Origin of the sequence: Proteus appendicitidis (assembly GCF_030271835.1) — a bacterium.
Lineage (GTDB): Bacteria > Pseudomonadota > Gammaproteobacteria > Enterobacterales > Enterobacteriaceae > Proteus > Proteus appendicitidis.
This window is the reverse complement of the sequence record NZ_CP127389.1, coordinates 3,385,453-3,400,778: the sequence shown is the minus strand read 5'-3', so window position 1 is coordinate 3,400,778 and position 15,326 is coordinate 3,385,453. Positions and strand designations below refer to the sequence as shown.

The window sequence follows — 15,326 nt, the reverse complement described above, 5'->3', positions numbered from 1 at the left end:
AGGAGCTTTGATATGGCAGTTTCCCTTGTTAAAGGTGGTAATGTTTCTCTGACTAAAGAAGCACCAACAATGTCGGTTGCTATGGTTGGTCTAGGATGGGATGCCCGCGTGACTGATGGCGCAGAGTTCGATTTAGATGCGTCAGTATTCATGGTAGGTGAAGATGGAAAAGTACTTTCAGATGCAAGTTTTATCTTCTTTAATAACAAAGTGAGTCAATGTGGAAGCGTTGAACACCAAGGAGATAACCGTACTGGGGAAGGCGATGGTGATGATGAACAAGTAAAAATCACCCTATCAAAAGTCCCTGCTGAAGTGAAAAAACTGGTATTCGCAGTCACTATTTATGAAGCGGAAAGCCGTAAACAAAACTTCGGTATGGTCAGCAACAGTTTTATGCGCGTTTATAACAACGACAATAATACTGAAATTGCACGCTTTGATCTTTCTGAAGATGCATCAACAGAAACTGCAATGATCTTTGGTGAGTTATATCGCCATGGTACAGAGTGGAAATTTAAAGCGGTAGGTCAAGGTTTTGCGGGTGGTTTAGGTGCGTTAGCATCACAACACGGCGTGAATATCTAATATCTATATCATTAGTACATCGTAAAAACCCTCGTTAATCGAGGGTTTTTTTGCGCTCTATTTTGCGAGGGAAATTATTTTTTTATTTCTATCTTGATGGGTGAATTTTTAGATTTACGACGACCCGTATGAAAGTGGCGCCAATGAGGATCTTGCGCAGCAAAAAGCAGTTCATGATCGCCACGAGAATCTCCCCACGCTCTTAAATGGTATTGTGTTAAGTCACCGTATACCGCTTCTAATCGTTTTATTTTTTCACCACAACGGCAGTTATTACCAATAATTTTGCCTGTCAGCTTTCCATCAACCACTTCGAGTGTTGTACCAATTAATTTAATCCCTAAGCGATCAGCAAATGGTTGTAATACCATTGCTGGTGATGCAGAGCAAATTGTCACTTCAGCATTGTTATTTACTTCTTCTGCAACGGCTAACAAGCCAGTAGGGCGCATTAATTTAGCCCAGTAAAGCTGACAAAATGCTTCGGCTTTTTCTTTTAACCATTGCTCTTCTATATCGGTTAGGAAGGTTTTTATCAGCACTTCTTTTAGCTCATCACGCGTGAGCTTGCGTCTAAAGCAACGTAATGTCGGTAATACCATTTTAATTAAACGGCGTGAGAATTTACGTTTACCAAAGGCAAATTTTAGAAAAGGAATAAAACTGTCGTGATAGGTTAGCGTGCCATCAAAATCAAACACTGATAACGTTTTTACGGTGTTTTTCGCGTTTTCAAATTGGGGTTGCATAAAAAGTTAAGCTCCGTAAATCATCAGAGTTTTTAAGGTCATTGCGCATATTATATCATTGTTCTCAAAATGAGATAGTATGGTTGTTACTTATTGAAAATAAAGATATTTATTATTTTTTGAATAATGGAGTGTATGAATAATCTATGAAAACATCAGCAGATATTGGCTACTCAATAAAGTAATGTGTGATTGATAAAAAATAGCTTATTTATTATTAACACTATCGGTTGCATTATTTTATAAAATAAGAATAAAACGTAAATTATTTAAAATATGATTAGTGATTATTTATAGAATAAAAATTTTCAAATAAAAATTATTAACTTATATGTATCAACAATAATTAAATAAAAAAATTAACTTGGTCGATAAGAAATAAAGTTTATCGATATTTACATATAGGCTTTTTAATTATGAGTATTAAACGAAGTGCTAAAATAGGCTCCTCTGCACTGTTATTAATTTTTATTTTATCTTCTGTATTATCTACATTTTTCATCTACAAAATGAAAAATAATTTCACCCAAGTGGAAACATTGTTAACACGTTACACCGATGTATTGATGGCACGTTATCAATTAGCAACGATGCGTTCTAATGTGAACTTTTTGATGCGAGATACAGCAGAGACAAATACTAAAGGTGCTGAAATTATTGAGAAAAATAAAAAGATTGCGGTAAGTGCTAAACGTGCAATGGATATATGGGTAAAAGAAAAAAAAGTCACAGTAGAAGCACAAAAAAGTGCGGATGAAATAGCAAAGTTATTTTATAGTTTAATTGATAGACTTTTGATTGCGTCAAATGGCTTAGAAGCAATACATATAAAAGATACAGAATTTGCCAATGACTTTGATAGATTAGATCATCTATTTGATAACTATGTTTCTATTAAAGCTAAAAACAGTGCTGGACTCAGAAATAGACAAGATACTATGGTTCAGCTTTCTATTTACTCCACGCTCATCTCATTATTAATTCTATTTATTATTTTATATTTTGTTATTCGTTGGATAAACAAAACCTTTATTTATAACCTTAATGCATTGTCTAATATGTTAAATAAAGTTGGTAAAGGGGAATTAGTTTTCGCTTTACCTAAAATAAAAAAAGATGAATTTGGTGAGTTATTTTTACATGTTAGTGATATGCAAAAAGCGTTAACCTCTACCATTCTTACTGTAAAAAGAGAAACATTAGAGATAAAACGGGGAGCTTCTGAAATTTCATCAGGTAATCAGGAACTCTCTGCCCGTACTGAAGAGCAAGCTAGCGCATTGCAACAAACCGCAGCCAGTATGGAAGAGATTAGAACCGCTGTAGCCAATAACACCGAAAATACCCAAGAAGCCAATGAGATTATTAATCAATCTAATGACATTGTTATAGATGGTGCAAGTGTAATGAAAGAAGCTATCTCATCGATGAAAAAAATAGAGCAAGGTGCGTTAAAAGTGGGTGAGATTAACGAAGTGATTAATAATCTTGCGAGCCAAACGAATATTTTAGCGCTAAATGCTGCGGTAGAAGCTGCAAGAGCTGGGGAACAAGGGCGAGGTTTTACCGTTGTTGCGGTGGAAGTACGAAATTTAGCGGCTAAAAGTGCAGATGCCGCAAAAGAGATCAGTCAGATATTAAAAGCATCTATAAAAGATGTCGCTGAAGGAACCGCTCTCGTGAATAAAACGGGAAAACATATGCAAGAGATCGTTTCTTCAATTGCAAAAGTAAACAATATTATGCAAGGGATAAGTCTTGCTTCAGAAGAGCAACGGGTTGGCATTGAACAAATTGCGGTAGCGATTAATCAGATGGATACGGTTGTGCAACAAAATGCCTCTTTAGTGGATAATGGCGCATCTTCAATGATGATGTTAGACGAGAAAGCGCAGGTATTGATGGATAATGTGGCCGTTTTTCAAATAGAAGAACAAGCATTATAACGATAAAAAACTCACTCTGAATTAACGTATCAGAGTGAGTTTTATTCTATTCTGGCAAACAGAGCAAGGGATTAATAATATTCAATCATAAAGGTTGCAGCACCATTGGCGATACCTGCGGATATTCTGTCATCGACACGAAGATACCGCGCACGCAATGGAATGCTTACAGTGCCTGCTTTTTCTGTAACTGGCTGTGCAAAGGCGGTTGGTGTATTAAATTTAACAAAATCTTCGCCGACATCACCAAATGCAAGTTGGATACCGACACCTTTAGCCGCTCCGGGTACATCATTAATTTTAAAAGTACCAGGATATTCAGGAATAGCTGGATTTACAGGCTTGATGGTCACTCTAATCTCATTAGGATCACGATCAGGGAATGTTTGTCCTCTCTCTGTGGTTAATACATCTCCTTTGCCACCAGAATAGTAACCTCGAAACGCAGGACAATTGTATAAATTAATATCAGAATTTATCCATTTGGTTGAACTACCTTTTGCAGGTAAGGTAGATATTTCATGTTTGCCTAATTCCACGGTGTAGTCTTGTGTTTTACAACTTGAAGCGGTAACACTAACCGAACCTGTAATATTCATATATGCGGCTATAAAAGGGAATCCTTCTGCTAGAACCTTATCTTTTTCGGGATAGTTCACATCAAGTTGCATTCTTGCAATATTGCTTAAATCAAATATACCTGGCTGAATAGGACCTAATTTAATTAAAGAATAATTTAATATTGGGTGCGCCCAATATTCCATACTTTCTCTATTTTTTTCAATAAGTTCACGATTTCCTTCCCAAGAGAGTTTAGCAATATTAGGTGTTAGTGAATTATTTCTATTTCTATTTGTATAAAATACAATACCAAGACCTGGGTTATTGGTTTTATAGACATTAGGAGGAATACCTGCGCCAACAGCAGGTGTTCCTCTCATACTTAATAATTTTACCTCTTGCCTTTCTAAAAAGTAATATTTTCCTAATCCTGTTGAAGGCACATTAAATGCACAGGTATAGTTGTATGTATAACTAGCAATATCGATTTTACCTTGGTAAACAACAGAGCCTACTGGCATATCAGCACCAACATGAATTGCGCCACCAATGGACATAGTCTGATTATCTGGAGGACCACTAACATAACATTTGACTGTTTGTTGTGCCATGACCTCCGCAACAGGAAAAAGTAGAAGCATTAAGGCTAATGAGTTTTTAATAATCGGCTTCATACTTTATTCTCCACAGACACTAGTCAATTGAACAAAACTACTTTGATTATCTTTATCTTGTGCTGGTGCACTATAGTTAATGGTACATTGCTGGATTTCACCCGGTCCCCACTTAATGGTTAAACGACCTGATGGATTTTTAACGCGGGCGTAGAGAAGCCCTCCCTGACCAATGCTACCCACTTCACTGTTCTGTTCATCGTAAGCGACACTACCAAATGGAATTGGTCCATTATTTCTTTGAATAGTAATCAACAATGGCATACCTTTGTCAGTTTCAAAGGCAACTTTAGTAATTGCTCCTTCGAATGGTGCAATACGCACTTGTGTATTTTGTAGCTCGATATTATTTGACATTCCTTTCGGGTTAATCGTGATGTCATTCATTTGATATGGGGTTAAATAAGGTACAGCAGCATGGCCAAAGCCATCGATTTCAATGCCCGGATAGCCACTGACTTTAGCACCTTTAGCACCATCGGCTTCAACTACAGCAAAAGTATTACCTTGATAAGGAGTTGCAACTACACCACCAGACCAGCCAATTAATGAACCGCTAGCACCAATCGAACCATTTTGATAATGCTCACCTAAGCCATAGTTTGCTGTTAAGTTGGTATAGTTAGTTTTTGCACTACCGTTTAAGGTCATACTAGAGCCAATTCCATGGTTAGTATTCATTGCAGTTATGCCATAGTTATAACGGTTATTTTCACCCGCAGATCCTGAGATCCCGATACGCTCACCTACGTCACCTCGGCCATTACGAGTTAGAGCTGCGGTTAAGGTTGGCATATGATCAACACTTAAATCGTAGAGTGGTAAAATAAAGTTCAATTCAAAAGATGTCTCTTTTTTACCATCCGAATTACGTGCTTGACCGACGTTTAAGCCATAGGAGAGGCGCTTCCAGCGATTGTTATAACCCATTTGATATTGCAAGTCAGTGGTATCGTTATTCCAGTAGTTTTGTGTAAATCCACTAACATAGAATGTTCCCCAACCTTCAGGTAAACCTTGATCAATCGTGACGTTAAAGCGACTTTTAGGACGCCAAATATTGTTGATACTTCGACCGTGTCGTTCTTCATTTATTGCTTGAACGGCAGAGCTATAGTCATAGAATTTTTCGGTATTAAATTTATAAGCGGCAATTGTCAGGTTACTATTAGTATCTTGAATGAATTTACTGTAACTGATTTGATAACTTTGCCCGTTATTCACTTTTGATGATGTTGTATTTAAGTGTAAGCGTGCTTGGGTGATGTCAGCAGAAAATGCCCCTAATGGCGTACTTAATGCTAAACCCGCTTGAAGTGCATAATAATCTGCACCAGTACTCTGTATACCAGCGTAACCCGTTATCAAGTTAGTTAATCCACGACGATAGGTAGCTTGATATAAGGTTGGATCATAATCCACTGCTGATGAATTTAAATGACCGGCTGCCACGGTATAGTTATGTTGCCCAGGGCGCAGTAACTGTACAACAGAAGCATAATAGACTCTAAAATTCTGCTGTGAACCGTCAGACTCTTGGATGGTGACATCCAAGTTACCACCATATCCTGATGGGTAAAGGTCATCAATTTCAAATGGGCCTGGTGGAACGGCAATCTCATGGATCACTTGCCCATCTTGGCGAATAATAACTCGCGCATTGGATTTTGCGACCCCACGGATCGTTGGCGCAAAGCCACGTTGAGAGTCAGGTAACATTTTCTCATCACTAAAGAGCTGGATCCCTCTTAATGGTTGAGAATCAAAAAGTTGCCCTGTCGTAAGGACATCACCAACTTGAACCACACCTTTTATTGTCGTGATAATGCGTTGTAGATAATTATAAGTTGATGTGTAGTCATGGCCGTTCTGTTCATTCCATGAATAGTTGCCAGTATGATGGAAACTCCATGTACCTAAATTAAGATTGCCATTAACACCAACGAAAGCAGATTTGTAATTCGTTCCATTGCTACGAGACATAAAATAGTTTGCGTTATAGCTCACTAATAATGCATTTATGCCTCGATCCCAGAGTGAAGGATTTACATAACCACGAGGTTTATAACCAACAAGAGCCTGTGGTGTATTAATCGTTAAACGTTGAACTGAATGGTCATAGTTTACTTCCGTCGAGGGGACAAAATCGGTTAGTGCAATACACTCATGTAATTCTAGTGCGCTTTTTAATAAGGGGGGGATTTTGTCACTTTTAAAGCCAATTAAGTCGATAATATCTTTAGTTAAACAAGGTGATACTTGACCATTTTTCATATCTTTAAAAGTGACTGGCGTTCTTGCCATAAATTGGCTATTGACATAGATCTCAACATTCCATGTACCAGGCAAGAAGGTATTTTCTTTATCAAAGCGACTGATATCAATATCACCTTGAGAAGTATTCATAAAAATAGGGTTAAATGAGAGTGAGCTATTTGTATGAGAAGAGCTATTATTCTCTGTTGATGAGTCAGTACTATTTTGTAATAAAGGCGACGTATTGGGTGATAATGAAGGAGTACCATTAGGTAGCCATTTATTATTTTCGATCCCTGTTATATTTTCTGCATAAGTATAAGGTGTTACTAAAAATAAAGTAGCACTAGCAGATATTATAATAGTTTTTAAAATATAACTGCTCATTTGAATATTCCCATATATTTTATGAAGTATTGAGAGTGCTAGAGTTTCGTTTCAACTATTTTCATTGCACCCCAGTCATTCACATAACGATAAACAACCTTGCTTCCTAAATTTGCCAATACACCATTGGGGAGCGTAAATTCGTGTTGGCCTAATGGTGGAACAACTTCACCATCAATTGGATTTTTCTCATTATTTGCAATCGTGATAGAAACAAGTGAAACAAAATAAGGTGAATTATTAATTGCTTTTAATTTGTTACCAGCAATTGAAAATTGAAGACCTTCAGCTGCATTTATTGCACCTATTTTATCTTTTAGTACGTCTGGACGATAAAATAGTTTTATTCTAGAGCGATAAGCAATTTGTAATTTATTATCTATTTCTGTATTTGTATTTGGTGGTATTTCTAATACATTTAACCAATAAATAGATTCTTTATCTTTAGGTAATGTTGCTGCACCAGTAAAACTAATTCTTAATGATTGCGATTTTTCTGGCTCAATACGGAATACCGGTGGTGTTAATACAAAGGGAACCTGAATATTTTCTGGTTTTGCATCAACATTACCTGTGTCAATCCAGTTTTGAATTAATACAGGCACTTTCCCTTCATTACTAATTTTTACTGTGACTTCTTTTTCATTTTCATTATAAATAACACGAGTACCACTAATAATAACGCCAGCGTTTATCCCTGTCGGAATAATTAATAATAAACTCAAGAAAAAGCTTTTAATTAATCTAGGGGTTTTCATATTTATCTTTATTCCATTAATAAAAAGCAAACAGGAAGGAGGAGTCCCCTCCCTGTTTATTTCGATTATTTATACTGCAGAGTATAAACAACGCTACTTGTTACTTTACCCGCTTCAGTTTTACCGATAGCGTAGTATTCAACAGCGTATGGCAGAGTGGCTTTATCATTAGTAATTGTATAATAAGTAGTATCATTTACTTGAGATGTGTTACCTACTTTAATTGCGTTGAAGTTAGCTCCATCTAACAGTTGTAATTGAACCTCTTTTGCTCCCGTTGCAGCAACATCCATATTTTTCAGACGACCACTCGCTTGGTCTACTGTTGCACCTGTTTCAAAGAATGCAGAAACAGTGCTATGACCTGCTGTGCCAACTTTACAATCAGACAGATTCATATTGAACGAAGTACGTCCAGTTACTTCACCTGCATTTTGTAAAACATTAGTACTTACTGTTGGCAGAGTAATAGTTGCATCTGGGCCTTGACCTTCGATATCAACTTTACAAGTTGTATCTGTTAATTCACCATTAAAAGTAATTGTACCCGTATTATCAGCAGCGATTGCATTACCAGCCATCAGACCAAATGCCATTGCTAATGATGCACCAATGATAGATTTTTTCATTCTAAGTTCCTTCGTTTTATATTAGATAACTACGTTTTAATAAATCGATAAATATTAAAATTAATATTTATAAATTTATTTATTGACTCTCTATTAGTGTAAAAATAAATAAAGCAATCCCTGGCAAATAAAAATGCTTAATAAGTATTTTTTATTTTCCTAATAATTATTATTTATTAATGCAGAATAATAGTTTGTCTGTTGTTAACACTCCCGGTTTCATAAAGCTAATAGCTCATGAAAATAAAACATAATTAAATATTTTATTTTCATGGTTAATTCTTTATACTGATATTTACATAATCGTGTTAAATGTTTGTTTTTTAATTTAGCTGACTAATAACATTAGCACTCAATTCATAATCCTTTTTTTTAGGTTGTGAGATTGGTCCTTTTTCGTTGTAGGTGCTTATTACTTCACGATTCAAATCATCCCATGATTTATCAAAAATAATAAGTAACTTATTTATTAAGCTAAGTGACATACTATTTTTACCGTTTTCATAACGTGATATTTGTTGCTGGCTGACAGAGATTATTTTTGCCAGTTCACGACCTGATAATTTCTTCTCTTTTCTAGCCTTCTTAAAAAAAAGGCCTACTTTAGTGTCTAGATCGTTCATAAATTAATTCCAATAACATGAGGTCTAATATATAGAAGTTATCACATATTAAAATTAGTCATTTAAGTTTGAATAACTATATTACACATAAATTATTGCGTAAAAATGGTTTACTCTATGCGATTACTATTTGTAATAGGCTTAGCCTATCAAGGGAGTAATTATTGTAAGGTTATACTTAAGTTTTTGTAAGTGATAAGCATATCAATACGTTAAGTAATTTAATGAAACTACAGACTAATTATGATACTCATTATATGAGTTTTATTTGGGTGAAAAATGTTGTTTGGTAAGTTATATGTTATTTTATATTTCATTTTTAATCTTTATAAGATGAATTGTATGAAAGGGTTAGTTATTGTAAGTAAAAGTATTTTACGCGTATTATGGGTATTTATGAAAAGTGTAGAATGTAAGAATTCTCTGAATAAAATTAAAATTTAGGTTATATGATGAAAATCGGTTATGTGTTTTTCTAAATAATATGTTTAACCTATTTTTATTAGAATAAATGAAATGTAAAAAATTGATCTAACGCAATAATTATTGAAGGGGATATTAAAAAGAAAGTAATTTGATTGTTCTATACAAAGAAAAGGAGCTTATTTTTAAGTATTAGTTGCAATAATGATTGGTTTATTTTCTAAAATGACTTATTTCTTTTACGATCAGAAAGTAGATGTATAAATTGAGTACTAACTTCTCTCTTCTATTCTTTTTAAGATGATAATTTTTTGTTAATAATATCCTAAGTGTATATACTGCATTTGTGCCTTTTTCTGAAGCTATTTATACCAAATTTACGCACTGGATCGTAAAAATACTTAAGAAGTATTAATTGCTAAACAATGTTTATTGTTTTGTTAGGAACTTAAATTTTTTACTGATTTTGGGTTTTAATCAAAATCAAGCCCCAGTTGCCAACCAATTAATAACACTGAAATACTATTTCATTATGGTATATGATCTGCATTACTGGTTTGAAAACAGAATAAAAAACTGATTGGCATCATTGATTGAGATCTGTAATAAGTGTTTGTATCGATAATTCTGATTAATGTGTAAATAAAATCTATCCACTGCCGATATATCAGTACCTTTGTGTCATTTTATATTGTGAGGTGGATAATCATGAGTATTGAAAAATCAGCCAAAGTTGGCTCGATATTGCTTTTATTTATATTTTTACTGTCATCAGTACTATCATCGTTCTTTATTTATAGAATGCAAAATAACTATGCATCACTTGATTCGTTAACCAATAGATTAAGTCGCGTACAGGAATCAAGATATGAGTTAGCAACAATACGCTCACACGTTAATTTCTTGATGAATCTGGGGACAATGACAGCGGAGAAAGAAAAAACTAAAGCATCATTAGTGGCAGAAGCCAAAGCGTTAGGGGAAAAATCAAAATTAACGATAATCAATTGGGCTGAAGAGAAAAAAATAAGCCCTGAAGCCGATAAAAATGCACAAGCGTTATCTGCACTGTTTTTACAGCTTCTTGATCAAATCATTGCGCCAATGGACACCTTAGAATATGAGGATGTGGATTTATCAAAAGATTTCACCCGCTTATCTAAACTCTTTGATGAGTATTTAATTATTACTCAGAAAGTTAATGATGATATTAATGCTGAACAACAGTGGATGGTAACACTTTCTATTTATGCAACGTTTATTGCTTTGATCTCCATTTTAGTGATCCTTTATGTTGTCATCCGTTGGGTAAATAAAACGTTTATCTTTAATTTGAATACACTGTCGGCTATTTTGCAGAAAGTAGGAAAGGGCGATTTAAGTTTCACTCTACCTAAGAAACGTAATGATGAGTTTGGAACCTTATTCTCTAATGTTGGGGATATGCAGACTGCGCTTACATCGACGATTCAACTTGTTAAAGACGAAGCGCTAGAGATCAAAAAAGGTTCAGCAGAAATTGCTTCTGGCAACCAAGATCTCTCTTCTCGTACTGAGGAGCAAGCAAGCGCTCTGCAACAAACAGCAGCAAGTATGGAAGAGATAAAAATCGCTGTAGTGAATAATACTGATAATGCGATTTTAGCAAACTCTATTACCGCAGAAACCCGCGATTTAGCAATTGATGGCTCTAACATTATGAGTGATGCCATTGACTCGATGAAGAAAATCGAGGTAGGAACATTAAAAGTTGCTGAAATCAATGATGTGGTTAACAACATAGCAAGCCAAACTAATATTCTGGCATTAAACGCAGCTGTTGAAGCGGCGCGTGCAGGTGAGCAAGGTCGTGGATTTACTGTTGTTGCAACAGAAGTGAGAAATTTAGCGGCAAGAAGTGCGGATGCTGCACGCGAAATTAACCAAATTATCAGAGAATCTGTTGCGGATGTCGCTCATGGTAGAGAATTGGTAAATAAAACGGGCGAGCATATGCAGGATATCGTTTCTTCTATTACGAAAGTGAGCGATATCATGCAGGGCATTAGTATTGCATCAGAAGAGCAAAAAGTAGGTATTGAACAGATAGCAGTAGCCATTAACCAAATGGATTCTGTTGTTCAGCAAAATGCGGCTTTAGTTGAACAAGGTGCAACTTCAACAATGATTTTAGATGAGAAAGCACAAAACTTAACAGACAAAGTTTCAGTCTTTCAAATCAAAGAACAGTATTAATCCGTTAAGTTAGTCAGTTAATATTGTATTTAAAACAAGCTCACTTTCATCGAAATATGAGGGTGAGCTTTATTTTTGAAACATTATTTAATCCTCTCTTTTATTTCCTTTCTATTATGACTTTATTGAGAAAATGGTTGGTAGATAAGCAAATTTTTGCGTATTGTTGACGACATAATATGAAAAGTTGCATTTTCTCCAATTCACCTGCTTATTACGAGGTTATCGCATATCGACATCAAACAATTATTTTATCTAATCGCTTTAGATAAAACGCAACATTTTGGTCAAGCTGCTGAGATGTGCCATGTGACTCAGCCGACTTTATCAATGCGATTACGTAATTTAGAAAAAGAGCTTGATGTAGTACTTATCAAGCGAAGTTCTCGCTTTGAAGGATTTACGCAAGAAGGCGAAAAAATCTTGAAATGGGCGAAAACCATGGAGTCTGCTTATGATGGGTTACAAGCAGAAGCAGCAAATTTTCGACAACAACTGTTAGGTCAATTACGTATCGGTATTGTGCCTTTGACCAATTTAAATCCGATGCAAATGTTGCAGAAAATCTCATCGACATTTCCTGAAATTCGCTTTCAAGTCTCTTCGACAAATAGCGAGGAGATAATCGACAGTCTTAATAGTAATCGGCTTGATATTGGTATCTGTTATTTAGAAAAAGCGAATGCCCAGCAACATGAAATTTATGCTTTAAAGCAAACGAAATTAGGGCTTTTATTCCATCGTAATTATTTTATGCCATCGGCAAAAACGATTTCATGGGAGGAAGCAGTCAAACTGCCTTTAGCATTGCTTAATAAATCAAATCATTTTAGGCAATCTGTTGATTTGGCATTTCAGCGTTATAATCTACATCCCAAAGTGTTAGTTGAAAGCAGTTCGACACTTCATCTTATGCAATCTGTCGATACAGGATTTTGCGCATCCATAGTGCCTATTTCAAAAGGAATGGAAAAACTCAGCCCAAATTTGGATGTAGTGCCTATTGCTGACGCAACAATAAATTCTCCTCTTGGTATTATTATTCGGCGAGAAGAGCCTCGATCGATACTGATTGAAAAATGCTTTACTGAAATGCGTGCTTATTTAGTTGATATGAGCTTGTAGATAATAAAGAGAAGCTGAGTCTAAATAGACTCAGCTTTTTATTTTTTAGTTAAATGAAAATATTAGGCAACTTGTGCTTTTTGGGCATAAATTCTAACGGGTGTCGCTTTATATGAAGGTGTTCCACTTTCTTTATCAATATAATCCAGCGGAATAAGAACATTAGCTTCAGGGTAATAAGCTGCAACAGTACCCGGTGCAATACTAAATGAAACAACAGTAATATCATTAAGCTGTAGCTTTCTATTTTGACTTACGGTTTCAATAGTCACTTTATCGCCTTCTTTTAAGCCTCTTGCGATTAAATCAACCTCGCTCATAAAGAGCACATCACGTCTACCGAAAATACCGCGATAGCGGTCATCTAATGCATAAATTGTTGTATTATATTGGTCATGACTACGTATAGTGACTAGGCGTAATATATCTTCTCCAGCGACAGGTTCATTCTCGTTAACTCCGTCAAAAACAGAAAACATCGCTTTGCCTGTTGGCGTATCCCATACTCTATCCACCGCAGGAAGTGGCATACGAAATCCACCAGGTACTCGAATGCGTTGATTATAGTTATCAAAACCTGGGATCGTTTTTTCAATCATGTCACGAATAAGATCATAACTTTCAGTAAATCTCATCCAAGGCGTTTTGCTATTAGATAACGTAGTGGCAGCCATTTCAGCAACAATAGCCGGCTCCGATTTTAGCAAAGGAGATGCGGGTGTTAATTTACCTGAAGACGCATGTACCATCGACATAGAATCTTCAACGGTGATTGATTGGCGTCCTAATGCTTGTATATCGGATTCAGTACGACCTAAACAAGGTAAAATAAAGGTATTTTTAGCGGTTAATAAATGAGAGCGATTTAGTTTTGTTCCAATATGAACACTGAGATCCAGTTTTCGCATTGCTGAAAAGGAAAGCTCTGGATCAGGCAATGCCACAGCAAAATTACCGCCTAAGCAAATTAATGCTTTTGCTTTACCTTCAACCATTGCTTGCATGGCATTAACAGCATCATGACCATGTTTATAAGGTGGTTTGAAACCGAAGGTTTGTTCTATTTTTTGCAGAAATTCTGTAGAGGGTTTTTCAGTGATCCCTACAGTTCGATTACCTTGAACATTAGAGTGTCCGCGTAGTGGGCATATTCCTGCTCCTTTTTTACCGATATTGCCTTTCATTAATAATAAATCGGCAATTAAGCGAACATTTGCGGTTCCTTTATTATGTTGGGTAATACCCATACCATAAGTAATAATGGTGGCTGGGGAATTTGCATAAAGTAGTGCAACACTTTCAAGTTCGGCTTGTGATAGCCCACTTTCACTTTCAATATCTTGCCAAGTGGTATGGTTAAGATCGTCAATAACGGCTTCAAATCCTTGAGTATGTTCTGCGATAAAGTCATGATCAAGAATATCGCCACGCTCATTATCCCATGTTAATAAGGTTTTCATAATGCCTTTTAACGCGGCTGCATCACCTCCTGCTTTAACCTGATAATAAGATGATGCAATATTGGTTGAGCTATAGGTTGCCATTTCAATTACGCTTTGAGGATCTGTAAATCGCTCTAATGCTCGTTCTTTTAATGGATTAAAAACAACAATTGGTACACCTCGACGAGCAACTTCATGTAATGTTCCCATCATTCTAGGGTGATTGGTGCCGGGATTATGACCAATGGCAATAATTAATTGTGTGTTGTCGAAGTCATCTAAAGAAACAGTCCCTTTACCAATACCAATTGATTGTGGTAACCCTACGCTGGTGGGTTCATGGCACATATTTGAACAATCTGGAAAATTGTTGGTGCCATATTCTCTAGCAAAAAGCTGGAATAAATAAGCGGCTTCATTTGAAGCTCTACCTGATGTATAAAATTCCACACTATCTGGTGAAGGGATGTCTCTTAATAGCTCGCCAATACGACTAAATGCGTGATCCCAAGAGACAGGAATAAGTGTATCAGTAATAGGATCGTAAGAAAGTGGGTGAGTTAAACGACCATAACCTTCAAGTTCAAAATCTGATTTTTTTAGTAATTCAGTAACTGTGTTTTGTGCTAAAAATTCTGGTGTGACTCTTTTTTTTGTCGCTTCCCAAGTAACGGCTTTAGCGCCATTCTCGCAAAATTGAAAAGTAGAGTGATGCTCTTTATCTGGCCATGCACAACCTGGACAATCAAAGCCATCAGGTTGATTGGTATTAAGCAATGTTTTAGGTGCAATAAGCGCATCCATTTGAGTGCGTACCGCGATTGCTGTTGCTTTTAATGCTCCCCATCCTCCAGCGGGTCCGTTATACGGTTTCACTCCAGGAATAGGCAATTTATTTTTACTCATATATACATTCCTAAAACGTAAATA

At 35.8% G+C, this 15,326-nt stretch carries 11 protein-coding genes; 4 read left to right on the top strand and 7 right to left on the bottom strand.

Annotated features, from left to right (window positions below):
• Positions 1 to 12: 12 nt before the first annotated feature.
• Positions 13 to 588, top strand: a complete 576-nt coding sequence (locus QQS39_RS15620) for a TerD family protein (protein WP_151436048.1) — start codon at positions 13 to 15, stop codon at positions 586 to 588.
• 74 nt (positions 589 to 662) lie between these two features.
• Here QQS39_RS15620 and QQS39_RS15615 read toward each other — a convergent pair whose 3' ends face one another.
• Entirely contained in the window at positions 663 to 1,337 is a 675-nt protein-coding gene (locus QQS39_RS15615; protein WP_285804880.1) for an HAD family hydrolase, read from the bottom strand.
• Between the two features lie 416 nt (positions 1,338 to 1,753).
• Between QQS39_RS15615 and QQS39_RS15610 the strand changes: the two genes are divergently transcribed.
• Positions 1,754 to 3,283: a methyl-accepting chemotaxis protein gene (locus tag QQS39_RS15610; RefSeq protein WP_285804879.1), complete on the top strand. Its 1,530-nt coding sequence runs from the start codon at positions 1,754 to 1,756 to the stop codon at positions 3,281 to 3,283.
• Between the two features lie 71 nt (positions 3,284 to 3,354).
• Here the strand turns inward: QQS39_RS15610 and QQS39_RS15605 are convergent, their stop codons facing one another.
• The 5 genes from QQS39_RS15605 to QQS39_RS15585 all read right to left on the bottom strand — a co-directional run bounded on the left by QQS39_RS15605 (position 3,355) and on the right by QQS39_RS15585 (position 9,171).
• Positions 3,355 to 4,518 (bottom strand): fimbrial protein, encoded by a 1,164-nt coding sequence (locus QQS39_RS15605; protein WP_285804878.1) that lies wholly within the window; start codon positions 4,516 to 4,518, stop codon positions 3,355 to 3,357.
• Between the two features lie 3 nt (positions 4,519 to 4,521).
• Positions 4,522 to 7,161 (bottom strand): fimbria/pilus outer membrane usher protein, encoded by a 2,640-nt coding sequence (locus QQS39_RS15600; RefSeq protein WP_285804877.1) that lies wholly within the window; start codon positions 7,159 to 7,161, stop codon positions 4,522 to 4,524.
• A gap of 38 nt (positions 7,162 to 7,199) precedes the next feature.
• Positions 7,200 to 7,919: a fimbrial biogenesis chaperone gene (locus QQS39_RS15595; protein ID WP_151436043.1), complete on the bottom strand. Its 720-nt coding sequence runs from the start codon at positions 7,917 to 7,919 to the stop codon at positions 7,200 to 7,202.
• 65 nt (positions 7,920 to 7,984) lie between these two features.
• A complete protein-coding gene (locus QQS39_RS15590) occupies positions 7,985 to 8,548 on the bottom strand; it encodes a fimbrial protein (RefSeq protein WP_151436042.1) in 564 nt (187 codons plus the stop codon).
• 323 nt (positions 8,549 to 8,871) lie between these two features.
• On the bottom strand, positions 8,872 to 9,171 hold the full coding sequence (locus QQS39_RS15585; protein ID WP_151436041.1) for a helix-turn-helix domain-containing protein: 300 nt from the start codon (positions 9,169 to 9,171) through the stop codon (positions 8,872 to 8,874).
• A gap of 1,131 nt (positions 9,172 to 10,302) precedes the next feature.
• Here QQS39_RS15585 and QQS39_RS15580 point away from each other — a divergent pair.
• Positions 10,303 to 11,829 carry a methyl-accepting chemotaxis protein gene (locus QQS39_RS15580; protein WP_285804876.1) on the top strand — a complete coding sequence of 509 codons (1,527 nt, stop codon included), beginning with the start codon at positions 10,303 to 10,305 and terminating at the stop codon, positions 11,827 to 11,829.
• A 231-nt stretch (positions 11,830 to 12,060) separates the two neighbouring features.
• Positions 12,061 to 12,954, top strand: a complete 894-nt coding sequence (locus tag QQS39_RS15575; RefSeq protein WP_265576342.1) for a LysR family transcriptional regulator — start codon at positions 12,061 to 12,063, stop codon at positions 12,952 to 12,954.
• Positions 12,955 to 13,016: 62 nt separating this feature from the next.
• On the opposite strand, the gene QQS39_RS15570 is transcribed toward QQS39_RS15575, so the two are convergent.
• Complete coding sequence (locus tag QQS39_RS15570; RefSeq protein WP_196734782.1) at positions 13,017 to 15,302, bottom strand: FdhF/YdeP family oxidoreductase; 2,286 nt, start codon at positions 15,300 to 15,302, stop codon at positions 13,017 to 13,019.
• Between the last annotated feature and the right edge of the window lie 24 nt (positions 15,303 to 15,326).